Source organism: Blautia sp. 2227st1_G12_2227SCRN_220401 (genome assembly GCF_039062885.1).
Lineage (GTDB): Bacteria > Bacillota > Clostridia > Lachnospirales > Lachnospiraceae > Blautia_A > Blautia_A fusiformis.
Genome location: NZ_JBCLNI010000021.1, coordinates 1 through 24,867, shown reverse-complemented (window position 1 = coordinate 24,867; position 24,867 = coordinate 1). Strand labels below are relative to the sequence as shown.

Sequence of the window (24,867 nt, the reverse complement as noted above, 5' to 3'; positions counted from 1 at the left end):
GATTAAATTCCTCCCTGTATTTTTTTCTTTTTTGGGGTATATGCCAGATCAAAGAGTACTGACAGACATGCCGCTATGCAAACTGCGGCAAAAGGGATCCGGGCTTTCAGAAAATGGATCACGTAGCCCAGATAAGGCAGGTGAAAGACTACCCGCCCGATGATCTGTGACGCCTCTGCGGGAACAGGATCTTCTGTCTTGTTGGCGTCACCTTTTGTGATAAAGATGTCCTTTTCTTTTTTAACCACTCTGTGGGTGACAACGGTATCTCCGTTATGAAAAGTAATGATATCTCCCTTTTTCGGAGAAAACTCTCCTTCCTTTGTAAAAACCACAGCTCCGGTTGGGATCTCAGGTTCCATGGATCCGGAATAGACCACATAGGGCCGGATCCCGAAAAGTCCGGGAATAAGAAGCACCAATGCCATCACCAGCATCAGTCCCAGAACTGTGTTGCCGATACATCGAAAAAATATTTTCATTCCTGTATTCTGTTCTACATACGATATTTGATGATCACTTCCCTCTGCAGGGAAAGAAACAGTGTTCGGATATCAGGAAAATTCCGGCGGAGACCTGCCCCACATAAATTGAGCCATAAAAAAGTCCTCCCTGTATAGCAGTCAATATGGCAATTCGCAACATGCTCCCATCACTTAAACTCACAGATTTTGAAGTGAGGACAAGCATGATCAAAATAATAATACAGCAAAAATACTGAATGGAAATTATTCGAGCAGATATGCTCAGATGTGCAGTTCCTCTCATTACTTACAGAGGTGAAAGATTCCTGCGACATTTGTTAAAAAAGATTTGTTTCAGATGATATTATTATAGGGTCCACAGATCCGGAAGTCAATCAAATTCGTCCGACAGGATTCGACACTGGTTTCTCAGCGGGTATGTCTGTCACCCTATTTTTCATAAGCTGACAGACCCTGCATCCGTGCAACGCCAGATTTTTTTACAGCTGTACCAGAGAGTAAATATATTCCAATGGAAGCAGCATCAGATCACGGATTTCCCGTTCTTCCTCTTCTTTATTTCCGGAATTTACCGGCAATTCGATCCGGAAAGCCGGCTGGCGGATCATTTCTCCGTAATACTGTTCCGGCCTGCCTGTGCTCCTTCGCCCGTTCTGCGCTTCTCGTTCTATTGCAAGCTGCTCCAGCTTTCCCCTGGTACATTTTTTTAAGTGACGTGCAAGACGGTAGCATCTCTGACCAGTGGAAAAATTCTGATCCCGCCGATAATAAACCACCTTTTTTCCATATCCGCAGAAAACCAGCAGGCCACGTCCTCCGTATTCCTGAAAGATCCGGATCAGTGCACGTGTCTCATTTTCACTGGCAGGCTGCTGATGGATCTTTTTTCTGATGCAGAAGGTAGTAGGAAAATTCCTTGCAGTATCCATTCCTCTTGCATTTCCCTCGAATTCATCGCAGGGAACATCCTGCATTTTCAGCATCTGACGGAAAATGGGATTTCGCACAGTATTGTAGCCCTTCCGGCAGATCTCATATCCATCCGGATTGACCACCGGTATGATACAAAGCCTGGTCTGATCCAGGAGCTTTTTTACCTCATAAAGCTCGTCCACGGTCCAGTTGCATTCATATATTCTGCAAAGCTCCAGTGCCATCCTGGTAAGCCTGTCCGTCATCTGTCCATCCGTTCCGGAAAAACCGGCCACACAGAAAATACAGGCATCTCCCTGTCCGATCTCCAGCATAGGGATCATCCGGTCATCGTGGCTTTTTCCGATTACCCGAAACTGTGTAAAGCTGCTGTAACGCCTGGCTGCCTCCCACAGTGAATAATAAATTGCTTCGTAGGTTTTATCCTGTACTGTATCCATGATGTTCCCTTCCTTCCATCTTTATACATGTTCATTATTATGTATATTATGCGAAAGGGCATAAAAAAAGAACCGGTTTAACACCGATTCCTTTTGTTTACAAAATAATTCAGGATACCGCCGCCGATGATGATCACCAGCGCAACTGCAACCACTCTTTTCGCTGCTTCCTGAGGAAGCTGGCCCTTGGAGCCAATGGAAGCCTCATAAAAGGTCAGTGTATAATCGATCTCATGAGGAGCACCCATGGCCAGTGTATCTGCAATCACTTCCATCTTATCATCCAGGACAGTTACCGGGACAGTAAAAACAGAATTTCTGCCTTCCTCGCTCTCATTGAGATATTTTTCCCCATCTACGATCATATAATCATAGTTGGAGCTGCTCCACTGGAGCCGTGCATACATCTTCCCCTCTTTTACCAGCATCAATGTGGGGGAAGAAACACTGGCCTTTCCACTTCCGCCTTCCAGCTCCACCTGTATGGAATATTCTCCGTCCTCCAGATCTGTCTTCACTGCGTTCTCTCCACCTGCAGCCAGAACCTGTATCGGGCATAGCAACAGCATAGTCAGAAGAAGCAGCATTATTGTTCTCATCCTGTTTTTCATGGTTTTCTCTCCGTTTTCTGTTTTTCCTTCGTATCACTATAGCACAATGCCCCTTTTCTGTAAAGAACATCTCAGAATTGTTGAAATGTCTCTTCTTTTCCAGTATAATAGAGTGAAATTTGCATACAAACGAAAGGAAATGAACAGAGATGATCGAAACAAAAAATCTCACAAAAAAATTCGACAGTTTTACTGCTGTGGATTCTCTGGATCTTCGCATAGAAACCGGCGAATTTTTCGGTCTGCTGGGACCCAACGGTGCCGGAAAGACCACCACGATCAGTCTGCTTTCCACTCTGCTCCTGCCCACAGAGGGCGAAATCCTCATTGACGGGCAGACACTTGGACGCAACCGACCGGATCTGAAGCGCAAGATTAGCGTGATCACGCAGGAATATTCCATGCGCCAGGATATGAACATGGACGAGATCATGGAATATCAGGGCCGTCTTTATTTCATGCCACGAAAAGAGATCAAACGGAAAACCGAAGAGCTTCTGGATTTCTGCGGACTTCTTCCCTTCCGCAAGCGGACTGTAAGGAAGCTTTCCGGTGGTATGAAACGAAAGCTTATGGTATGCCGGGCACTTCTCACAAGTCCGGAGATCCTTCTTCTAGACGAGCCCACTGCAGGCATGGACGCGCTATCCAGACGACAGATGTGGAATCTTCTCCGTCAGCTGAACGGAAAAAATCTGACCATTCTTCTGACAACCCACTATATGGAAGAGGCACAGTCTCTCTGCAACCGGGTAGCACTTATGGATCACGGAAAGCTGGAGGAGATTAATACTCCATCGGGCCTGATCGACGGCCTGGGCAAATACACCGTAGATCAGGAAACACCGGAAGGGGCAAAAAGCCACTACTTCCACAGTCGGGAAGAGGCCATCTCTTTTCTGTCCTCTCTGGACGGACAGTGCACCCTTCGCGAGACAACTCTGGAGGATGTTTTTGTGGAGCGCGCAGGCAGGCATCTGATGCAGCGATAAGCCGGCGTCAGCCACAGTTATTTTATAATTTAACAGAATGGACGATGAATTATCATGGGAATACTTACTATTTTATGGGAAAAATGGGTGGAGTTCCGAAGGGATTTCTATAAGATCACGCTGGCGGCCATGATCGCACCGCTGATGTATCTGATCGTTTTTGGAATGGGGATCCAGACCTCCTCACACGGAGAGCCTTATCTGAATTTCCTGATCCCTGGTGTAGTTTCACTGACTACAATGAACGGAAGCTTTAATGCTATCGCACAGAATCTGAATGTACAGCGTCTTTACGAAAAAGCCTTTGACCAGGTTATGATATCTCCGACACCTCTGTGGCAGTTTATTGCCGGACAGATCATCGGAGGCAGTCTCCGCGGTCTTTATGCAGGAGGGATCATCCTTCTTCTGACCATGCCGATTGGAACCGGTCTTGTGTTCAACGGATGGTCATTGCTGGTGATGTTCCTCAACGGTGCTGTATTTTCAGCCATCGGTGTTGTGGTTTCTTTCCTTGCCAAAAACCATGCGGATGTACCTCGTTTTTCCAATTATATCATTATGCCAATGGCTTTTTTGTGCAACACCTTCTTCTCTACAGAGAAGATCCCGGGCTTTCTTGGGAATTTTGTAGCTGCTCTTCCACTGTCACAGACCAGTCATCTGATCCGTACCATTGCTTCCGGCGGTGGAGTCAATTACCTCAGTGTCCTGATCCTGACAGTCTATCTAATTGCATTCAGCATTGCAGCTTCCTGGTTTATCTATAAGAAAAAAAATCTGTAAATTTATTTTTACAAAAAATCACCGGCTTTCCTGTTCTTTCGGAAAACCGGTGATTTTTTTATTTGTTATGCTATTTTGGCTATTGTGCGTTTAGATGTCCTTTTTTCTTCTTCTCACGATCACATATCCACCTGCAAGAAGGGATGCCACTGCCAGTGCGGACATGGTTCCGATCGGTGAGTTATCGGCTGTTGATACTGCATTCTTAGATCTGGTTCCGTTGCCTCCGTTGGAGGATGTTGCAGATGCCTCTCCTGTTATGGTTGCATCCGGATCAGAACCTGTCTGGCCGCCGGTACCGTATGTACCGTCTGCTCCCGGAGTTCCGGTAGGTGTCAGTTTTGCAGACCTAAACTGATATACTGCGGATTCAATGGTGTCTGTCTCCTGCCACTGACCACCGGTGTAGATGTATTTCTGGAAGAATACGTACAGGTTGTATGTAGCGTCTTTGTTGATTCCCTTGCCGGAACCAATCTTCCATGCTGTATGCATCTGGCTCTGGGTTGGGTTTGCAGCTGTACTCCAGTAAACCGGAACCCACTTCACATCACCCTCATTTGGATCCTGATTGGTTGTTCCTGCACCGATCACAGTAAATTCATAGAACTGATTCGGATAGAACTGAATTGCCTCATCCAGTCCCTGTACTACGCTCTCTTTTACATTTGGGATGTATGCATCCGGTGTGTCAGTCGGAGTTGGATCTGCAACTTTCGGTCTGGAATCTTCTTTAAATGCTATTTTCAATGGATTCGTCAAAACACCATTTTTATCTTTGATCTGGATATAAAGATCAATTGGGTTGTCAGAATCTAAATCCTCAAGACCGATATTAAATTTCTTATCAGCAGTAAATGTTATCTGTTTTCCGGTAGATGTAAGATCTTTCGGAGTGGCAGATGTGCCATCACTGTTACGAGAAACCCATTTATAATAACAGGTACCGCTCTTATTCGAAATAAGGGTAACATTCGCAGATGTATGGTTGATCCATGAAAAGCCAACCCATCTGACATTTGCCGGACGCTTAGCTTCATCCAATGTAATCTTCTTTGGTGTACTTACAGTTCCGTCAGTTCCTTTGATACTCACATAAACATCAATCGCATTGTTTGCATCCAAATCTTTCAAACTGATCGTGAAATCCTTATTTGCGGAAACCTTTGTTCCTTTGCTCATTTTATCAACTGTCGGAGCTTTGGAACCACGTTTTACCCATTCATAATAGTACACACCTGCTTTATCAGAACGCATAGTTACAGTCGCAGATGTATGACCTTTCCATTTGTAGCTTACGTTGGAAATCTTCGCAGGTGTTTTAGCTGTTTCTTTCAAAGTAACAGTTGCAATCTTGGTCACTGCTGTCTTTGATCCATCTTTTGCTACTACCTGCACATAAAGATCAATCGCATCACCTTCCAGATTTTTCAGATCAATCTTACAATCTTTTTTTGCGGTGACCGCAATCTTGCTGTCTTTAGTTGTAATGGAAGGTTTATCCGCTCCCTTTGCCACCCATTTGTAATAGCATGTACCACTCTTATCAGACTGAAGAACTACTTCTGCAGTTGTTGCAGTTTTACTTTCTGCGCTGATTTTTGTAACCTTTGGTGCTGCCGGTTTCGGATCAACTGGATTCTGTGCCTGTGTTACTGCAATATCCTTCTTTACACCTTCACCAACAATGGCGTTACCACTTTCACTTTCTTTTACCCATACATAAAGGTCAATAGTCTTGTCTGTGACCTTGGTAAGTTTCAGGGAAGTAGTTTCTCCTGCCTTAACCGTTCCACCTTCTGTAGCTGTCTCGATGGTCGGAGCTTCCGCACCTTTTGCAACATATTTATAGTAATATGTACCTGCTTTATCAGATGTGAAGGTTACAGAAACAGTATTTGCTTCTTTACTTGTAGGATTATCAATATTAACCGTTGGAATGTTGGAAACAAGCAGACCTGTAGCTGTATTTATTCCATAACTCTGGTCGCCTTCATAGCTCATCGCCTTAATTGCCTTTGCAAATGCATCCGCAGCTAAAGATTCAGGCTTCTGGAAAACTGTATAGTCAACTACCGGATTCTCTACGGAATATCCAATGTTCTGGTTCTCAAATGCACCGACAATGATGATACTTCCTGCACTCTGATCCTGCTTTCCTAATACGATATTGGATTTTACGTTCTTTTCTGCGCTTGTATAGTTCTCGATGATCTTCGGTTCGTCTGCTGCAGCATCCGTTCCATGTTCCAAAGAAATCGTACCTGTGCTGTAAACAGCTCCGCCTGTAGATACATTATCTTTGATCTCTCCACCTGTAATTACAAGTTTACCGCTGTTTTTAACTGCCGCACCTGCTGCAGTAGAAACATTCTTGGAAAGGGTAACACCTGTCGTCATCACAAATTTAGCGCCAGCTTCTACGGAAACAATCGATCCATCGACTGCAGTTTCATCGTCTTTCTTACCTTCAACAGAAAGTTTACCGATTTCTGAGGAGCCGTCACCTTCATTCTGTGTCATGGACAAAATACTTCCTGCACTTACTTTGAACATATCTCCTGCAACACTTCCACGTCCAACTACAGTTGTAGCATTTGTTGCACCAAAAATTGCAATATTTTTATTGGCAGGAACGGTAATAGTATCTGTGAGATTAAACGATGCACTGATCAGAATCTTATAAGCAGATGTATATAGATCACTATCATCAATAGATCCTGCAAAATCAGGTGCATTATTAATCGCTGCCTGAAGTTCTGCCGCAGTAGTAACCGTTGCATCTGCCGCAGTAGTTTGCTGCTCCTGCTGCGCCTCTTCCGCCTGAGCCTGAGCTGCTGCCTGTGCCTCTGCTTCCGCCTGAGCCTGGGCTGCTGCCTGTGCCTCTGCTTCCGCCTGGGCCTGGGCTGCTGCCTGTGCTTCTGCCTCTGCCTGGGCCTGAGCTGCTGCCTGGGCTTCGGCCTCTGCCTGAGCCTGGGCGTCGGCTTCACTCTGTGACTGGTCATCCACAGCCACTCCGTCATCTGGTGTTTCTGTATTCTCGTCTGCAGTCGGTGCTTCTGCCTCTGTTACCGCTCCGGTATCTTCAGCGGCAAACGCTGCGGCAGGTGCCATTCCAACAGTCATGGAACCTGCAAGCAGGACTGCAAAAAGCTGCTTTTTTTTCATTTATAAGTCCTCCTGTTATGAGTTAGTCTGTTTAAATCCAATTACAAAAAAGTATAGCACAACACTTCAAAAAAGTAAAGCGGACCAAAGAATCCGCTTTACTGTATCTGTCTTACGGACGTACCTGTCCGTTACCATAAATAATATACTTGGTGGTGGTCAGTGCAAGGAGTCCCATTGGGCCTCTTGCATGGAGCTTCTGGGTGCTGATCCCGATCTCCGCACCGAATCCAAACTCATTTCCATCGGTGAATCTGGTAGAAGCGTTCACATAAACTGCCGCTGCATCTACCTCATCCAGGAATTTCTGGGCATGGGTATAATCATTGGTAATGATAGCCTCCGAATGCTTTGTATTATATTTATTGATATGTGCAATGGCTTCCTCCACGGAATCCACTACCTTTACAGAAAGGATATAGTCAAGATATTCTGTTCCCCAGTCCTCTTCTGTTGCAGGAACTGCTCCCGGCATCAGAGCCTTTGCTGCTTCATCTGCACGGACCTCCACATGCTTCTCCTTAAGGCGTCCGGCCAGTACCGGCAGGAAATCGTCCTTCACCTTACGGTTTACAAGAAGGGACTCGCATGCATTGCATACACCCACACGCTGGGTCTTTGCATTGATCACAATATCCGCTGCCATCTGAAGATCTGCAGTCTCGTCCACATAGATATGGCAGTTTCCGGTTCCGGTCTCGATGACAGGGATCGTACTCTGGTTTACCACTGCTTTGATCAGTCCTCTTCCGCCACGTGGGATCAGTACATCCACATACCGGTTCAGCTTCATAAATTCCGCAGCCGTTTCTCTGGAGGTATCCTGGATCAGCTGGATAGCATCCTCGGTAATGCTGCAGGCTTTTAATGCCTCACGGATACAGTTGACAATGGCAGTATTGGAATGGATCGCGTCGCTTCCACCCTTCAGGATCACGACATTTCCGGTTTTGAAACAAAGACCGAATGCATCTGAGGTAACATTGGGACGCGCTTCATAAATGATGCCGATCACGCCTAAGGGAACACGTTTCTGTCCGATCAGAAGTCCGTTGGGACGTTTTTTCATACCGGTAACTTCCCCGATGGGATCTTCAAGACCGGTAAGCTGACGAAGTCCGTCTGCCATTCCTTCGATCCTCTCCGGTGTCAGCATCAGACGGTCGATCAGGCCTTCCGGCATCTGATTCTTTTTACCGTTTTCCACATCCAGGGCATTGGCCTTCAGGATCTCATCGGTATGAGCGACAAGAGCCTTTGCCACAGCTTCCAGGGTTTTATTTTTGTCATTTGTGGAAAGATTTCGAAGGACTGTCTCCGCATCTTTCGCATTCTGTCCCAGTTTTTCAAGCATTTCATTCATTTCCAAATATTCCTGCCTTTCTTTCTGTCTTTACAGCAATATCTTACTGTGTATCGCGGTATATATTCTCTTCCGTCACAATGACCTGCGGACGGATATCCGTAGGCTCTGTGGGAACCTCCGAAAGGATCTGGAAGGAAAATCCTACTGCAACGCGGCAGACCTCCGGATGTTTTTCCAGAAAGCGGTCATAAAAACCGCCGCCATAGCCTACCCGGTTGCAATTCACGTCAAAAGCCACCCCGGGCATGACCATCATGGCTTCTTCCCAGGAAACCGTTTCTCCGTCTTCCTTTGGCTCAGGGATCCCGAAGTAGCCGGATTCCAGCTGACTGAAATCGGTCAGTCTGTAAAATACCATATCCTTTCCGAAAACCTTTGGCACTGCCACTTCCTTGCCGTCTTTCCAGGCTTGCTCGATGATATAGCGTGTGATCACTTCATGGTTATAATCTGCGTATGCCATGATCCGTTCTGCATTCCGGTATTCCGGAAGCTGTGTCAGGGCCTCTGTGATCCGGAGACTGTTTTCCCGGATCCAGGCATCGGTATGTTCTTTTCTGGCTTTGAAGATCTTTTTTCTAATTTCCTTTTTTTCTTCCATATTTTTCTCCAAGATTGGTGATGCTGCCATCCTTTTCTTTGATATCGATATTATTCAGATGCGCACGGAGGTTCCCCTTCACTGCATCCAGATATTCTCTCCGAAGCTTCGCCTGTTCCACCTTTTCTTCCTCGGTAAGACCTACACTTTTCTGTTTATGTGCCAGTGCGTTGATCCTGTCGATCTTGATATTGTCCATCATAGTGATACTCTCCTTAAAGCAGTTTTTCGATATAATCAATGAGGAAGAATTCTTCCTTCTTGTTTCCTACAAATAATGTTCCGCAGCTCCTGCCTTCCACGATCCTGTGGATGTTGTGGAAGTCGTTTCCGTTGGCAATGACCATGTCCGCCCCTGCCGCAGTGGCGATGATCGCAGCGGTAAGCTTGGTCGCCATTCCCCCGGTACCGACATTGCTTCCTGTGGAGGATTTGCCAAGCTTACGCATATTGTCATCCATGTTTTCTACAATGTCGATAAACTGTGCATCCGGATTAGAATTGGGATCGTCTGTAAAAAGACCGTCAATATCGGACATGAGGATCAGAAGATCCGCATCGATCAGTGCAGCAACCACAGAGGAAAGGGTATCGTTGTCTCCGAATTTTACCAGGTTCTGGAATTCGTAGGAGGATACCGAGTCGTTCTCATTTACAATAGGGATCACCTTTTCTGCCAGAAGCTGCTGGAAGGTATTCTGGGCATTCCTGCGATTGGTATTGTTGACCATGGTATTCTTGGTCATCAGGATCTGTGCCACCATCTGATTGTATTCCCCGAAAAGCTTCTGATAAATGGTCATCAGCCTGGCCTGTCCCACAGCTGCACAGGCCTGCTTTTTCTCAAGCTCTGCCGGCTTTCCCTTCATACCCAGTGCAGCTGCACCTACCGCAATGGCTCCGGAGGATACCAGCACTACGTCTTTCCCCTGATTGTGAAGGTCGCTGAGCTCTCTGGCCAGGATCTCCAGCTTACGGAAATCCAGTCTTCCTGTTTCTGCGTGGATCAGTGATGATGATCCGATCTTGATAACGATGCGTTTCTTGTCTTTCAGTCGTTCCCTGTAATTTGCGTTCATGTTTTTTGTTTCTCCTGATACCTGTATATTAGTCTTACTGATAAGTAACGGAATCAATCCTGTCATTTTGTACGATCTCCACCCAGGTAGTACCCGGATTCAGGCGGATCTCCTGTTCATTTCCGTCGTAATAATGCGTGATCCCCCATGGAGAATCCTTCTCCCAGCGGATATCAATAGCTTTGCCTCTGGTAATAAACTTGCCCTCTCCGCCGGAAATGGCATCAATATTCAGATAGCCGTTTCCATCGTAGGCCGGGCAGGATGAATACTGAAGGATGATATTGTCGCAGGTAAGCGGTTCATTATCCAACTGATCCACATGTTCCTTGCCAAACTGGAATCTCTTATATTCCTTTGTCTCTTCATCGTATTCATACCACGGATGATTGTCAGTAAAATTATCCAGCTTCACAAGGCTGGCTGTGATCCCATCCGGTACAGTCTCTGTACCATCTTCTGCAAAAAGATAATGTCCGGTATATTCTTCTTTATATTCCTGGCTGTATCCCATGGCATCTATGCCTGCCTGAAGGTGACTGGCATCTGTGTAGGCATTGTGAGGTGCCTTCCTGTCTGTTGTGCGGAAAAAAGCCAGCTTGCCGATCTGGATCCCGTTGAGGTTATCGATCACATGCTGCTCCAGATAAGGCAGTGCATAGGCAGCCTGTCCGTAGTGGGCATAGATCGCATTAAATTCGTTGGCATAAAAGAGATAATAGTCACGGCAGCTGCGAACGGAACCGATTCGTTCCAACTCATCGTAATCTTCGAGAATACCCATAAGACGGGTAATATTACCTTCCACCGGCGCTTCGTAAACAACACCGGCATGTCCGATACCACTCTGGGGAGCTCCGACACTGTTGTTGCCCATCATCACGGCAACCGGTCTTCTCCGTCCAATGCTCTCCGGAACATTTTCGCCGGTAAGATAGCTCTTTACCTGGGTTTCTTCCTGCTTTTCCTCATTGGGGACAAAGCCTACCAGATCCTGCCCTGCTCCAAAAGCGGGAACAGTCTGGGCAATGCAGATGCATGCAGCTGTGATACCTGCCAGGATACCTGTCTTTTTCATTCTCATATATTACCTCCTTTTCTTAAAGCGGAAGAGTTTTCCGCTTAGCTTTTCCGTGGGACAGCCCGCAGTCATTCCGGAGCTAGCGGTTGATCCCCAGCGCCTTCAGTGCCGCTGCCTGCTTGGCTTCCATGACCTTTGCCTCATCCTCTGTCATATGATCATAGCCCAGAAGATGCAGCATACTGTGTGCCACCAGGAAACAGAATTCCCTTGTCACACTATGTCCGTATTCCTCTGCCTGGGCAAAAACCTTAGGCACGGAGATCATGATATCTCCAAGAAGGAGTTCATCACTGTCCAGATCAAAATAGGACTCATCCTCTTCCACAACGGAATAATCCGCCGGTGTCTCAAAGGGGATCATAGGAAATGACAGCACATCCGTAGGCGCCTGGATATTCCGGAATTCCGTATTTACCCTCTTGATCTCCTCGTTGTCTGTCAGGACAAGATTGACCTGTCCGTCATAGGGACATTTTTCCATTTCAAGAACCTTGTCCGCAACCTGGGATGCAAGGGCAGCATAGTCAATGCCCAGATCCTGATCTGTCTCATATTCGATATTTATGGTCATCTTCTGTACTCCTTATTTTTTACAGCATACCTGTCATCCTTCCTGGATTTGACAGGCTTCTGTTTTTTTTCATAATCGTCATAGGCCTGTACGATCTGCTGTACAAGTGGATGACGTACAACATCCTTGCTGGTCAGCTGACAGAATCCGATATCATCGATCTTCTTCAGCACCTTCATCGCTACATCCAGACCAGACGTGGCGTCCCTGGGAAGGTCCTTCTGGGATGCATCTCCTGTGATGATCACCTTGGAACCGAAGCCGATCCTGGTCAGGAACATCTTCATCTGGGCAGGTGTGGTATTCTGTGCCTCATCCAGGATGATGAAGGCATTATCCAGTGTACGTCCCCTCATATAGGCAAGAGGGGCAACCTCGATGAGCCCCTTCTCCATGTTTTTGGCAAAGCTGTCTGCGCCCATGATCTGATACAATGCGTCATAAAGAGGACGCAGATAGGGATCGACCTTGCTCTGGAGATCGCCAGGAAGGAATCCCAGCTTCTCGCCTGCCTCAATGGCCGGTCTGGTAAGAATGATCCTGGAAACCTCCTCATTGCGAAAAGCAGTTACTGCCATAGCCATGGCAAGATAGGTTTTGCCGGTTCCGGCAGGTCCCACGCCGAACACGATCATCTTCTTACGGATCTGTTCCACATAGTCCTTCTGTCCGAGAGTCTTGGGCTTGATGGGTCTGCCCTGTATGGTATTACAGATAAAATCCTTGTCGATCTCCTCCATCACGGAGCCGATCTTCTCCATGGCAAGGGAAAGTGCGTAGTTCACATTCTGCTGTGTGATGGTATTGCCTCTGCCCGCAAGTGTGTTCAGTTCCTCCACGATTGCCCTGGCCTGTGTGGCTCCCTCCTGGCTTCCCAGGATCTTAAGAGAACCGTCACGGAAGATCATGGTTACGTTCAGAGTACGTTCGATCAGCTTCAGATGCTCGTCAAACTGTCCGAAAATATTCGCCTGGCGGTCTGCCGGCACATCCACATATAATTCGATAATGCTGCTAGCCATCCTCTGGTGTCCTTTCTTTTGACTGCGTTTTTTTTTCTGTGGGGGCTTCTCTTCCGGTCCGTTCAATGACTGTAAGAGTGCCTCTGCTGACGCAGTCCTGGTGATTTATTTCTATTTTAACATTATTTTCAGATATTTGAACCCCTTTTTCTATTAATTTTTCTTCATAGGCATAAAGCCTTTGTATGGCCTGTTTTTTTGCGGCATCCTCTGTCAGCTGCTCTTTCTGTACTTCGTACTTCCCGATCGCAGCGATCCCCAGGGTAACAGGAGAACGAAAAATCCCGATACTGAAAAGAGGTTCCCGGCTGACGAGGCGTTCCTCATTTTGTTTCAGAGGAGAGGAAAAGTCCAGAAACCAGTTTCCCAGCTGAAAAAAAAGCCTTGTTTTCTTTTTATCGGACCATACCTTTTTCTCTATGTCCAACGGAAAGGTATCGTAATAGGCAATGGTATGTCGGATGTAAATATCCGCATCTGCCTGAACATATGCATAGCGGATGACCTCCTGACTGTCATCGGTGATGTCCACGATCCCGGAAACCAGTTCCTGACCTTTTTTTATTTCATCCCCAGCCCTGACAAGAGGAGTTCCCTGCCGTGTGACCATGGAATCGATCACACCGTCCAGAGTTGAAAACAGACTGCATGCTCTTTCTTCCGGCTCTGCTTTTTCTCCGGCAGTTCCCTCCCGGATCTCAAAACGCAGGCCCGTTCCCGAAAATCCGGCAGACACCCAGGTGATCTCCGGAAATTCTCTTCGCAGGGAAGCTGCAAGTGCACTGCAGCTGATCTTTTTTCTGGATACTCCGAAACAGACCCCCTGCTCTTTCAGAAAGCTCATCAGCTGGGGTGTGGGATTTAAAATATTTCCCCGGATCTCAACGTTCCACACTCTGCCTGACAGAAAAAAAAGGAGGCAGAAAACTGCCAGAAACCCTGCAGGGATCATTTTTCTTCTTTTACAGAAAAGCAGAAAAAACAAAGGTCCTTTTTTTTTCAGGATGTGGATATGTACCCCTGTTTTTCTTCGCAGTGGCGAGATCTGCAGAAAATCCGCTACCTTCATGGTCAGCTGAAGCTCCGTCTCACCGGTACGGATGATCTTTTTCAGATCCATTTCCCTGCCTCTGCAAAGGTTCACAAACCGCTGGCACTGCTGCCCCTTAACAGAAACCCGCACAAAACCTGGGATCATTACTTATTTCCCTCCTCCAGCGTGATGCTTTCGATCTGCCCGCGGATACATAGTTCAAGGGTTGTGTAGCAGGGGATCACAAGGTTTTTCCCACGGATCACAAGTCTGCCGGAAGGTGTCAGTATCAGGATCTCCTCCCTTGTATAGCTCTGGATATTCCGGTAATTTTCGATCACTGCCCGGCGTTTTCCCGTAAGTATCACCTGCACCTCCCGAAATGCCGGTTCCCCGGGAAGCTCCAGAAAAGCTGACATTTTTCTCATTAAAAAAATCCTCCGGCTTTTATCATTAATCTATGCCGGAGGATTTCTTCTTATGTATCTTTCACTGTATCTGCTTTTTGTCTTTTATCTGCGGATCAGCACCATGGAAAACCAGAGAATGGTATTTCCACCCAGATTATATTCCATAGCTTCCTTTTCTACGATCTCACTGACTACCACGCCATAGCTTTCCAGACATGGATGCATATGCTCCGGAAAACGGCATGGTTTTCCGTCCAGATAGGCACAGCGTTCACAGAAGTCACAGGATTCCGTGGAAAGTGTAAAGGTCTCATAGCCCTCTCCCTCCAGAAAATCACGTACCTTCTCTGTAAGCGCTTCGTGTTCCATTCTTGTGGAAAGCATCTCCTTCATGTTCATGATATCCGATACCTCCGCAACGCTGGAAAAGAAAACTGCTTTCGGATAGCTCCGGATCTTCTTTTCGCATTCTGACAGCTCTCCCACTGCCGGAGGACAGGCCCATGTGCTCCCATAACGTTCACATTCCTGTTTACAGATCGTACGCACACGTGACTGTACTTTAATATCCCCGGTATCCAGCACACGATACTCAAAAATGGGATACTGGGAAATAAACTCATCAAATTTTTCTTTTATACTGTTCATACCTTTAAGATCTCCTGTTCTCCAAAAAGGCTCATAACTGCTGCCTCATAGTCACCAAAATGCTGGGATTTTTTGATCTTTTTCAGATATCTGGCATAATTGGTAAAGCCCGGTGCCATATAACTCCACAATTCCTTCATGCGGAAAAGTACATTTCGTTCTCCTGAAAGATATTCCTGATAATCCCGGTAAAGACGGTCATGGAACTGCCGCAGCTTTTTCCGGTATTCTTCCCGGTGATCCTCTCCGTCTTCTTTTTGCATAATGGCATCCAGAAGATAGGGCCTTGCGATCAGGCCTCTTCCGTACATGACGCTGTCTGCATCCGGAAATTTCTCCCGGATTTCCTGATAAGCCTCCACTGAAAAAATATCCCCGTTATATCCCAGGGGAACCTTCAGCTTTTCCCTTGCCTCCTCATACAGTTCATATCTGGGAATCCCCTTATAATGATCCTTCAGAAGGCGTGGATGGATGATCAGCTCCTTCAGGGGATATCTGCCGTAAATCTCAAGAAGCCGTTCCCAGTCTTCCTCATAATCCGTTCCCACTCTCGTTTTTATGGAGATCTCCATCCCGGTTTTTTCGAAGATCTCATCCAGAAAACGTTCCAGCTTATCCGGCTCGCCCAGGAAACCGGCACCCTTTCCCTTGGCTGTGACAGTTCCCGAGGGGCATCCCAGATTGAGATTTACTTCCCTGTGTCCGTATTCATCCCGGAAGATATGCGCTGTTTTCACAAAATCCTCCGCATTGTTGGTCAGGATCTGAGGAATCACCGGAAGATCTCCGTTGGTTTCCGGTGATACCTCTTTGATCTCCTTGCTGCTGAGACGTTTATTGGGCTTGGCAGTGATGAAGGGAGTAAAGTATTTATCCATGGGATAAAAACAGTCATGATATGCATTCCGGTAAACCCAGTTGGTTACGCCCTCCATAGGTGCCAGATAATTCTTCATTGTTTATCCTCCTTCATCCGGAAATAGATCTGCTTTCTCCCTCCGCTTCCTGTGGGGATCCTGCCTGTCTCATAATTTCCCAGAGATTTGATAAAGGGGGTCAGCTTGGAATATCCGTAATTACGCACATCAAAATCCGGAAGTCGTTTCCCAAGCTGGTCGCCCAGCTGTCCGGAGGAAAGCCATCCCTCTTCGTCAGAAAATTTCTCGATGATGGCATTAATGGCCTTGCGTACCCGCTTGAGATCTTTGTTCTTCCTGGAGCCGGAGCTGCTCTGTTTGCTGCTGTTTCCGGATTTTTTAGCTTCTGCTGCAGTAGCCAGATCTTCCTTCTTCTCTTCCTCCTGCTGGTTGCGGTAGAGAAGATCCAGATATTTAAACTGGTTGCATGCGGAAATAAACGGCTTCGGCGTCTTCTCCTCACCCATCCCCAGGACCAGCATTCCGGATTCCCGGAGCCTTGCTGCCAGACGGGTGAAATCACTGTCCGAAGAAACAATACAATATCCATCCACATTTCCGGAATACAGAATATCCATGGCATCAATGATCATCGCCGAATCGGTGGCGTTTTTTCCGGTGGTATAGCTGTACTGCTGGATAGGAATGATGGAATCCTCCAGAAGAACCTTTTTCCAGGAGGAAAGCCGTGCACTGGTCCAGTCTCCATAGATCCGTTTGTAGGTGGCTATGCCGATGTTTGCCACTTCATCCACGATGATCTTGATGTATTTGTCTGATACATTATCTGCATCGATCAGTATTGCAATTCTTAATTCGTTGTCCATAAATCCAACCTTTTCTGTTTAATCTGTGCCGTCTCCGATGCGGATCAATGCTCCAGCATGATCTTGAGGATCTCTCTGTCTGTTTCCTTCATACCGTCTTTTCCGATCTGTCCCACACAGCTGATGGTCTCTGCGGTTTCTTCCTGGAGAATTCCTGTATAAGGTGCATAAGACTGCCCGTTCATGGCAAGATGATGCGCCAGGAAGGCTGCGTCAAGACAGGCTGCGATCTTGGCAGCACAGGAAATCTTGGCCCCATCACAGATGATTCCCGGAATATTGGCAAGGGTATTCTCAATCGTTTTTTTGATCAGGGAAATATCTCCGCCTACCATATAGGTAATGGCAGCTCCGGCTGCACAGGAGGCCGATACCGCACCGCAGAAGGCAGACAGCTTCCCTATATATTGCTTCTGATAAACTGTGAGGAGATTGGAAAACACCAGAGCCCTGTAGAGGCTGTAATCCGGCAGCTCCATCTCTCTTGCATAGACGATCAGCGGAACAGAGCATGCAATTCCCTGATTTCCGCTTCCGGAATTGATGACAACCGGCATATCACAGCCACCCATACGTGCCTCAGAAGCCGCTGCAGTAAGACTTCTCATTCTGGTGAGCATATCGTGAGAATAATTTTCACGGATCACGCGCCCGATACCCAGGCCGTATTTTCCGGTCATTCCCTCATGAGCAATGGCCATGTTGCTTCTGATCTGCGCATCCAGAAGCTCCTTTACATCGGAAAGCTCTACGGTATCTGCAAATTCCCGAATATCCTCCAGATTTAACAGGCCGCGGTCCGTCTCTTCCTTTTCTTCCACTGCTTTATCTGCATCAAGGAGGATCTCTCCGTTTTTGCTGATCCTGGTCACATTGATATGATCGTATTTGATCTCCAGGCTGACGGCATCTTCACCGGCATACATTTCGATGATAATGTGAAGGACTACCGGCGTGTCCAGAAGCTCCACCTTACAGATATCTGCCTCCAGAAGTTCCCGGCAGCGTGCCCTGCCCTTTTCATCGACTTTGGAAAGAACTTCCATATTCAGTGAGGCATCTCCTGCCACCGCCCCAAGGATCACACCTGCAGGAATCCCCTTTAAGCCTCCTGAATTGGGAATGATCACACAACGCACATTTTTGATGATATTTCCGGAACATTTTGCTACGATACGCTCCGGCTCTTTCCCAAGGATCTCTCTTGCTCTTGCCGCACCATAGGCCAGAGCGATCGGTTCTGTACATCCCATAGCCGGGATCATCTCCTCACGGAGGATCGCCAGATAGTTTTTATATATATTTTTGTCCACTTTTTTATTTACCTTCCCGTATTTTATGATTATTTCTTTTCCTGATATTTATGACATGCTACCATATGTCCCGGCTCCACCTGACGAAGTGCCGGGGTTTCCTGTCTGCAGCGTTCCTCACACCACGGACAGCGGTTATGGAAGCGGCAGCCCCCGATAGATCTGGACTGTACTCCGGTATCCGTAACGATCTGATCCAGAGTTTTGACTCTCGGGTCCGGAACCGGAATCGAGGAGATCAGCATTTTTGTATAAGGATGTAGCGGATTGGAATAGAGCTTATCTGCATCTGCGATCTCCATGAGATTTCCAAGATAAAGCACCCCGATCTCATCACAGATCTTCTGGACCACCTGCAGCTGATGGCTGATGAACAGATAGGTCAGCCCGTATTTTTCCTGAAGATCCTGAAGCATCTGGACGATCTGGGCCTGCAGGGAAACATCCAGCGCAGAAATGGGCTCATCGCAGACTACAAATTCCGGCTGTACGGAAAGTGCTCTTGCAATGGAAATCCTCTGACGCTGTCCGCCGGAGAACTCATGAGGATACTTCAGAAGATCCTGCTCTTTGAGGCCAACCACGCGGATCAGTTCTTTTGCACGCTCCTTACGTTCTTTCTGCGTGTACATTTTATGGATCGCCATAGGCTCACAGATGATATCCTGCACTGTATGGCTTGGGTCCAGAGAGGAATAGGGATCCTGAAAAACGGACTGCATTTTTTTGCGATATGGAAGCAGTTCTTTTTCCCCCATGGCTCCGATCTCTGTTCCTTCATAAAAAATCTCACCGCCTGTGGGTTTATGATAACGTAGGATTGCCTTTCCGATGGTAGATTTTCCGCTTCCGGATTCTCCTACCAGACCGAAGGTTTTCCCCTTTTCAATCGAAAAGCTTACCTGATCCACAGCCTTCAGTATGCCCGGCTTAAAGGACAGAAGCTTCGGAGATTTCTGTTTAAAATATACTTTCAGATCTTTTACTTCAATTAAGGGCTTGCTCATCTCTTCTCCTCCCTTCTGTGACAGAATATCCTGTGTCCCTCTGAAGCCTCATAATATTTCGGAAGACAGGCTTCACAGGTTTTGTCCGCATATTTACAGCGATTCAGGAAGGGACACAGATCACCGTTTCCGTCCGAAAGATCTCTCTCCAGAAACTGTTCAAAGGTACCTCCCACCCGCGGCATGCTTGCGATCAGTGCCTGTGTATAGGGATGTCCCGGATGAAGAAAGATCTCTTCTACAGTTCCCTCTTCCACCACGTAGCCACCACACATGACAGCTACCCGTTTACAGGTCTGCGCTACAACGCCCAGATCATGAGTGATCAGGATGATGCTCATATTGTTTTTTTTCTGAAGCTCCAGAAGCAGATGAAGGATCTGCGCCTGGATCGTAACATCCAGGGCTGTGGTGGGCTCATCTGCGATCAGAATCTTCGGATCACTGCTCATGGCCATGGCGATCATCACACGCTGGCGCATACCGCCGGAAAGCTCGTGGGGATAGCTGTTCATAGCCTTTTCCGGGTCTGTGATGCCAACGGCTGTGAGAAGCTCCAGCACCCGGGCCTTTGCTTCTTTTTTGTTCATATTGGTATGGCGCCGGATCAGCTCTACCATCTTATTGCCAACAGTGTAAACCGGATTCAGTGCGGAAAGAGAATCCTGAAAGATCATGGCGATCTCACCACCGCGAATCTCACGGAGCTCTGCTTCATTTTTCTTCAGGATATCTTCTCCCCGGAACAGGATCTCACCACCCATGATCTTACAGTTGGATGGTCCGAGACGGAGAATGGATTTGGTGGTCACGCTTTTTCCGCTTCCGGACTCTCCTACGATCCCGAAAAAATCCCCCTCACTGATGGCAAAGCCTGCACCTTTTACTGCCTGTGTCTCTCCAAGGTCTGTAAAGAAAGACACCTTCAGATCTTTTACTTCCAGTAATTTTTCCATATGTAAATGTCCTCCTTACTTGGGCTCGAATACTTTTCTTAATACTTCTCCCAGATAATTGAAGCTGACGACCGTGATCAGGATCAGGATTCCGGGGAAAATAGCCAGATACGGTGCCTGCTGGATATAGCGCTGTGCATTGCTCAGCATACTTCCCCAGGAAGCCGTAGGCGGCTGGATACCCAGGCCAAAAAAGCTCAGTGCAGATTCCATCAGGATGGCATTGGCAATGTTCATGGTTGCAGCCACGATAATGGTAGGCATGATGTTAGGCAGGATATGATGTACAATGGTGGAGAATTTCTTCTGTCCAGAGATCTTTGCATAGATGACATACTCTCTCTCGTTCAGGGAAATAGTCTCGCCACGGACGATCCTGGCAATATTCATCCAGGTCAGAAAGCCGATGATCAGGACAATGTTCTGAAGTCCCGGTTTCAGGAAGGCATTCATAACGATCATGATCAGGAATGTCGGAAGGCTCATCAGCGCATCCACCAGACGCATCAGCACTGCATCCACCGTTCCTCCCACAAAACCGCTGATGGAACCGATGATCACACCAAGGGCTGTCGAAAGCACCATGGAAAGGAAGCCCACCAGAAGGGATGCTCTTCCTCCGTAAATACAGCGGGCCAGATAATCCCGTCCCATATCATCCGTACCGAAAAGGTGTGCCATGGATGGAGCATTCAGTCGCTCTGTGGCGCTGATGGCATTGGGATCTACCGGATACAAAAAGGCAAAAATGGAGATCAGTGCCAGCAGGATGATCGCTGCTGCACCTGCCACTGCAAGTTTATTTGTCTTAAAACCAAGTTTGATATTTTTCCAGATATTTTCTCTCATGTCCCTTTACCTCCTAACATCCTGCTTTGCGGATCCTCGGATCAAAGACAGCATACAGGATATCTGCCAGAAGATTTCCGAGCACCACGAGAAGCGCGGTAAACATGGTGATTCCCATGATCAGGGGATAATCATACTGCATAACAGCGGTCACTGCCAGCTGACCGATTCCCGGCCATGCAAAAACCTGCTCGGTGATAATGGCACCGGAAACCAGAGACTGCAGGCTCATTCCGAGAACTGTGATCATAGGAAGCATGGCATTTTTCAGTACATGCCGGAAAAGGATTCCAGACTCTTTCATTCCATAAGCCTTCTGCACCATAACATAATCGGAGGACATTTCCGTAATGGTACTGCTTCTTAAATACCGGATGTATTGTGAAGCATTTGCAAATGTCAGAACTGCGCAGGGCATGACCATATGCAGGATCAGATCTCCTAAGGAACGGTTGCCGTCTGAATGCATACCGATACTTGGCAGGATATGGAGATGCACACTGAAGAGATAGATCAGCATGATACCGAACCAGAACGTAGGAATGGAGATACCTACATAACAGAACATGCTGGTGATCTTATCCAGAACACCATTTTTATTCTTTCCGGAATACAGGCCCAGTACAATGGCAATGAGAAAACCAAGCAGCATGCTGGTTCCCATTAGGATCACGGTTGCGGGAAGCCTCTCCAGCATCTGTGTCAGGATCGGTCGGTTATTCATCAGGGAATTTCCGAAATTCCCGTGAAAGATCCTTCCCAGCCACAGAAAGTACTGCTCATAGACAGGCTTTGTAAGTCCCAGGCTTTCTCTCAGGTTCTGGATATATTCTTCACTCATATTTGGTTCCACATAAGTCAGGACAGGATCTCCGGGCGCTGCTTTTGTCAGTGCAAAGCAGAGAACAGAGACAATAAACAGTGTCAGAATACACTGTATCAGACGGTTTACGATCTTCTTCAAAATGTACCTCCTTTATTTTCCCCGAAAACAGGAAATCGGCTGGCGCAAAAACGCGTCAGCCTCTTTCTGTTTCCGGTATTCATCCGCTATAAAATTATTTATTTCTCCAATGTGTAGATCTTGGAATAATCATAATAAATAGTTTTTAACAGACATTCATCAAAGCCTCCGAAATCTTTACTTACCGCATAGAAACCATTGGAATAAGCGATCGGATAGATATACATGTTATCATTGATCGTATTCTGGATCTCCTTATAAATCTCACCACGTTTTGTCTCATCTGCAGTGCTGTTGCCCTCTTCCCACAATGCATCCAGATCTGTATCCTTGATCCTGGAATAGTTGGAACGACTGTCGGAAGAACTCATGTCTGCATAAAGGCTCGGCTCTTCTCCCAGAGTGTAGAAGCTCAGCACCAGATCATAATCTGTGCACTCCGGATCCTTTGTCTTATTCTTGAAGGTAGACTCATCTGTAGGAAGAAGATTGATGGTGATTCCTACATTGGCAAGGGCAGACTGTACATACAGAGCCTCACTCTCCATTGTCTTATCTGTGGAGATATACATCAGGTTCAGAGAAAGACTTGTCTTTCCTGCTTCGGAAAGGAGCTCCTGTGCTTTAGCCGGATCATTGTCGTAGGTATTGTCCGGTTTTGTATAGTAGAGAGTATCCGGTGTAAAAATAGAATCTGCAGGCTCTGCATAATCCTCGGAAAGGAAAGCAAACTGACAGAACTCCTCTTTATTCAGTGCGTATGCGATCGCCTGACGTACCTTTACATCCTGAAGATCTTCGTTCAGCTCATTCATGAACATGGCGTTGACACGTCCGGAATTATAGGTATTGATGTTTACGTTATCGTAAGCACTGACGGTATCGTAATCATCTGCGCTGATCAGACGTGCATCCAGATCTCCGCTTGCAAGTGCCGCATTGGCGGAGCTGGAATCCTTTACGATCTTGAAGGTGATGGAATCCATATTTACATCATCAAAATAGTCATCGAATTTTGTTACTTTATAATACTCTCCGGATTTGTATTCCTCGAACTTAAAAGGACCACTTCCCACCGGTTCATTGTTGAGATCACTTTCTCCGATATTCTCCACGCCATCATAAATATGCTTCGGAATACAGTAAACCTGGCTCAGTCCGCCAAGAAATCCTGCGGAAGATGATCCAAGGGAAATCTTGACTGTAAGGTCATCAACCTTCTCTGCCTCTACTGCCTTGTTATTAACGTATCCGTAAGAAGAATACGGAACATTCTGCTTCTCATCTACCAGCACCTGCATGGTGAATACCACATCATCGGCTGTGATCGGCTGACCGTCATGCCATTTCAGTCCGTCTTTGAGCTTCAGTGTGAATTCGCTGGCATCATCATTGGCTGTTACACTTTCGCAAAGTCCGTTTCCGTAATACATCTCTCCGTTCACGATCTCAAAAAACGGGCTGTACAGTGCCTGCATCATATCGAAGCTTGTCTGATCCACAACATAAAGCGGATTGATGTTCTGCGGATCTGCTGTTTCTGCAATGGTAATATTTCCGCCTTCCGCCTTGGTTCCTTCTGTTTCTGCTGCAAAAGCAGTCATTCCTGACATAACAGTTGTTCCTGCCACTGCAGCTGCCAGAAGCGCTGCCAGTACTTTTTTTCTCATTTCCTGTTCCTCCTGTGTTTCAGTGAGTATTCCTCTTTTCCCACCAGTTTAATATGATATAGACAAGATAATACTATACCATATTACCTTTGTCAAGCTGTCCCTGGCTCTTCAGAGATTTTTTTACTGCATTTCGTTAAAGCTTGTATTTATTCTACATACAGATCACACAGGCGTCAAGATAAATTTTCTGTATCTTGCCTCTGATCTATATATATTTCCTTAATTCGTCATATTTTTGATCCAGTGTCCGTAATTGCACTTCAAAAATGCAGGCACGCATTTAAAGATCTGATCTGCATTCAGGCAGCACACCACCACTGCCGGGGATGCATTGACCACAAATGCCATAAACATGGACAGAGGGATCACGATCCCCCAGGTACTGATCAGGTCCACCTTCATGGAATAGGCGATGCTTCCGCTTCCCCGGATGATACCACCATTTGTCGGCATCTGATAGGACATTCCTACCATTACTACACTTAAGTCATTACCGAAAGCCCGAAGGCAACCCCTGCAATTTCCACACAGCGCAGTGTAGCAAGCAGGATCTGCGTCACCGCAAAGAAAAAGTAAGTAAACCGGATGATCGCCAGATAGGAAAGACCGGCTTCGATAATCGTCTGGTCTGTTGTAAAAAGCCCCAGCAGCTGTGTTGGAAAAAGGCTGGCCAGGATAAACAGCACAAGGGCAATAAAAAAGCCTGTGCGCATGGCCCAGGCACCGATCTTCCTTACCGGCTCTGTCTCTTTCTTTCCCCAGTACTGACTTCCGAATATGACAAGTCCGTCTCCCAGAGCCATAAGCAGCTGCTGAAAGACGAACTGTACCTGGTTTACGGTGGTCACACCGGATAATGCAGTTTCGCTGAAGGCTCCAAGCATAATGTTGTCCGCAAGATTGACACTTAAGGTCACTACATTCTGCTGCACCAGCATGGAGCATAATTTCAGAAAATTACGATAAAAATTCTTCATCAATCTTTTACGATGGCAATGATATCATCTGCGTTGATCACCAGATATTTCTCACCCTCATATTTGATCTCGGTTCCTGTGTATTTTCCGTAGATCACACGGTCGCCCGGCTTTACCTGTACCGGTACTTCTTTACCGTCTACGACCTTACC

26 protein-coding genes and 1 pseudogene are annotated in these 24,867 nt (G+C 46.8%); 2 read left to right on the top strand and 25 right to left on the bottom strand.

What is annotated here, in order from left to right; genetic code table 11:
* Positions 1 to 2: 2 nt before the first annotated feature.
* The 3 genes from ABCM67_RS11345 to ABCM67_RS11335 all read right to left on the bottom strand — a co-directional run bounded on the left by ABCM67_RS11345 (position 3) and on the right by ABCM67_RS11335 (position 2,469).
* Entirely contained in the window at positions 3 to 482 is a 480-nt protein-coding gene (locus ABCM67_RS11345; protein WP_021650528.1) for a signal peptidase I, read from the bottom strand.
* Between the two features lie 482 nt (positions 483 to 964).
* Entirely contained in the window at positions 965 to 1,858 is an 894-nt protein-coding gene (locus ABCM67_RS11340) for a M14 family zinc carboxypeptidase (RefSeq protein ID WP_114002430.1), read from the bottom strand.
* 77 nt (positions 1,859 to 1,935) lie between these two features.
* Complete coding sequence (locus ABCM67_RS11335) at positions 1,936 to 2,469, bottom strand: hypothetical protein (RefSeq protein ID WP_244095990.1); 534 nt, start codon at positions 2,467 to 2,469, stop codon at positions 1,936 to 1,938.
* 149 nt (positions 2,470 to 2,618) lie between these two features.
* Between ABCM67_RS11335 and ABCM67_RS11330 the strand changes: the two genes are divergently transcribed.
* A complete protein-coding gene (locus ABCM67_RS11330) occupies positions 2,619 to 3,461 on the top strand; it encodes an ABC transporter ATP-binding protein (RefSeq protein ID WP_021650530.1) in 843 nt (280 codons plus the stop codon).
* Between the two features lie 54 nt (positions 3,462 to 3,515).
* Positions 3,516 to 4,247 (top strand): ABC transporter permease, encoded by a 732-nt coding sequence (locus ABCM67_RS11325; RefSeq protein ID WP_021650531.1) that lies wholly within the window; start codon positions 3,516 to 3,518, stop codon positions 4,245 to 4,247.
* A 90-nt stretch (positions 4,248 to 4,337) separates the two neighbouring features.
* Here ABCM67_RS11325 and ABCM67_RS11320 read toward each other — a convergent pair whose 3' ends face one another.
* The 22 genes and pseudogenes from ABCM67_RS11320 to ABCM67_RS11215 all read right to left on the bottom strand — a co-directional run.
* Positions 4,338 to 7,415: a hypothetical protein gene (locus ABCM67_RS11320; RefSeq protein WP_202189105.1), complete on the bottom strand. Its 3,078-nt coding sequence runs from the start codon at positions 7,413 to 7,415 to the stop codon at positions 4,338 to 4,340.
* Between the two features lie 112 nt (positions 7,416 to 7,527).
* A complete protein-coding gene (locus ABCM67_RS11315) occupies positions 7,528 to 8,769 on the bottom strand; it encodes a glutamate-5-semialdehyde dehydrogenase (RefSeq protein WP_044960845.1) in 1,242 nt (413 codons plus the stop codon).
* A gap of 52 nt (positions 8,770 to 8,821) precedes the next feature.
* Positions 8,822 to 9,382 carry a 5-formyltetrahydrofolate cyclo-ligase gene (locus ABCM67_RS11310; RefSeq protein ID WP_147603000.1) on the bottom strand — a complete coding sequence of 187 codons (561 nt, stop codon included), beginning with the start codon at positions 9,380 to 9,382 and terminating at the stop codon, positions 8,822 to 8,824.
* On the bottom strand, positions 9,360 to 9,581 hold the full coding sequence (locus ABCM67_RS11305; protein WP_044960849.1) for a DUF896 domain-containing protein: 222 nt from the start codon (positions 9,579 to 9,581) through the stop codon (positions 9,360 to 9,362). The genes ABCM67_RS11310 and ABCM67_RS11305 overlap by 23 nt, the downstream gene beginning before the upstream one ends.
* A 16-nt stretch (positions 9,582 to 9,597) precedes the next feature.
* On the bottom strand, positions 9,598 to 10,461 hold the full coding sequence (gene proB / locus ABCM67_RS11300) for a glutamate 5-kinase (protein WP_044960851.1): 864 nt from the start codon (positions 10,459 to 10,461) through the stop codon (positions 9,598 to 9,600).
* Positions 10,462 to 10,495: 34 nt separating this feature from the next.
* Positions 10,496 to 11,545 (bottom strand): DUF3048 domain-containing protein, encoded by a 1,050-nt coding sequence (locus ABCM67_RS11295; RefSeq protein WP_021650536.1) that lies wholly within the window; start codon positions 11,543 to 11,545, stop codon positions 10,496 to 10,498.
* A 76-nt stretch (positions 11,546 to 11,621) separates the two neighbouring features.
* Positions 11,622 to 12,116 carry an rRNA maturation RNase YbeY gene (ybeY, locus tag ABCM67_RS11290; RefSeq protein ID WP_021650537.1) on the bottom strand — a complete coding sequence of 165 codons (495 nt, stop codon included), beginning with the start codon at positions 12,114 to 12,116 and terminating at the stop codon, positions 11,622 to 11,624.
* Positions 12,113 to 13,138: a PhoH family protein gene (locus ABCM67_RS11285; protein ID WP_021650538.1), complete on the bottom strand. Its 1,026-nt coding sequence runs from the start codon at positions 13,136 to 13,138 to the stop codon at positions 12,113 to 12,115. Before ABCM67_RS11285 ends, ybeY begins: the two co-directional genes overlap by 4 nt.
* Positions 13,131 to 14,336: a sporulation protein YqfD gene (locus tag ABCM67_RS11280; protein WP_147603001.1), complete on the bottom strand. Its 1,206-nt coding sequence runs from the start codon at positions 14,334 to 14,336 to the stop codon at positions 13,131 to 13,133. The genes ABCM67_RS11285 and ABCM67_RS11280 overlap by 8 nt, the downstream gene beginning before the upstream one ends.
* Entirely contained in the window at positions 14,336 to 14,599 is a 264-nt protein-coding gene (locus ABCM67_RS11275; RefSeq protein ID WP_021650540.1) for a YabP/YqfC family sporulation protein, read from the bottom strand. Before ABCM67_RS11275 ends, ABCM67_RS11280 begins: the two co-directional genes overlap by 1 nt.
* Before the next feature lie 84 nt (positions 14,600 to 14,683).
* Positions 14,684 to 15,229, bottom strand: a complete 546-nt coding sequence (locus ABCM67_RS11270; RefSeq protein ID WP_015524841.1) for a DUF2284 domain-containing protein — start codon at positions 15,227 to 15,229, stop codon at positions 14,684 to 14,686.
* Positions 15,226 to 16,188: a tRNA-dihydrouridine synthase family protein gene (locus tag ABCM67_RS11265; RefSeq protein ID WP_147603002.1), complete on the bottom strand. Its 963-nt coding sequence runs from the start codon at positions 16,186 to 16,188 to the stop codon at positions 15,226 to 15,228. Before ABCM67_RS11265 ends, ABCM67_RS11270 begins: the two co-directional genes overlap by 4 nt.
* Positions 16,185 to 16,976, bottom strand: coding sequence for an NYN domain-containing protein (locus tag ABCM67_RS11260; RefSeq protein ID WP_022426781.1), 792 nt, complete (start codon positions 16,974 to 16,976; stop codon positions 16,185 to 16,187). Before ABCM67_RS11260 ends, ABCM67_RS11265 begins: the two co-directional genes overlap by 4 nt.
* A gap of 44 nt (positions 16,977 to 17,020) precedes the next feature.
* A complete protein-coding gene (locus ABCM67_RS11255; RefSeq protein WP_021650543.1) occupies positions 17,021 to 18,289 on the bottom strand; it encodes an L-serine ammonia-lyase, iron-sulfur-dependent, subunit alpha in 1,269 nt (422 codons plus the stop codon).
* A gap of 29 nt (positions 18,290 to 18,318) precedes the next feature.
* The gene (locus tag ABCM67_RS11250; RefSeq protein WP_021650544.1) at positions 18,319 to 19,296 is read right to left on the bottom strand and encodes an ABC transporter ATP-binding protein; all 978 of its coding nucleotides are present in this window, start codon (positions 19,294 to 19,296) and stop codon (positions 18,319 to 18,321) included.
* Positions 19,293 to 20,252, bottom strand: coding sequence for an ABC transporter ATP-binding protein (locus ABCM67_RS11245; protein WP_021650545.1), 960 nt, complete (start codon positions 20,250 to 20,252; stop codon positions 19,293 to 19,295). Before ABCM67_RS11245 ends, ABCM67_RS11250 begins: the two co-directional genes overlap by 4 nt.
* A gap of 15 nt (positions 20,253 to 20,267) precedes the next feature.
* Positions 20,268 to 21,101, bottom strand: coding sequence for an ABC transporter permease (locus ABCM67_RS11240; protein WP_015524834.1), 834 nt, complete (start codon positions 21,099 to 21,101; stop codon positions 20,268 to 20,270).
* Positions 21,102 to 21,114: 13 nt separating this feature from the next.
* Positions 21,115 to 22,065, bottom strand: coding sequence for an ABC transporter permease (locus ABCM67_RS11235; RefSeq protein WP_227588710.1), 951 nt, complete (start codon positions 22,063 to 22,065; stop codon positions 21,115 to 21,117).
* 98 nt (positions 22,066 to 22,163) lie between these two features.
* Positions 22,164 to 23,735 carry an ABC transporter substrate-binding protein gene (locus ABCM67_RS11230; protein WP_147603004.1) on the bottom strand — a complete coding sequence of 524 codons (1,572 nt, stop codon included), beginning with the start codon at positions 23,733 to 23,735 and terminating at the stop codon, positions 22,164 to 22,166.
* A 222-nt stretch (positions 23,736 to 23,957) separates the two neighbouring features.
* Positions 23,958 to 24,191 (bottom strand): hypothetical protein, encoded by a 234-nt coding sequence (locus ABCM67_RS11225; RefSeq protein WP_342992873.1) that lies wholly within the window; start codon positions 24,189 to 24,191, stop codon positions 23,958 to 23,960.
* 29 nt (positions 24,192 to 24,220) lie between these two features.
* Positions 24,221 to 24,715, bottom strand: a complete 495-nt coding sequence (locus ABCM67_RS11220; protein WP_331466963.1) for an MATE family efflux transporter — start codon at positions 24,713 to 24,715, stop codon at positions 24,221 to 24,223.
* Positions 24,715 to 24,867 (bottom strand): annotated as a pseudogene (locus ABCM67_RS11215) (co-chaperone GroES); the annotation flags it as partial. The gene ABCM67_RS11220 and the pseudogene ABCM67_RS11215, both read right to left, overlap by 1 nt.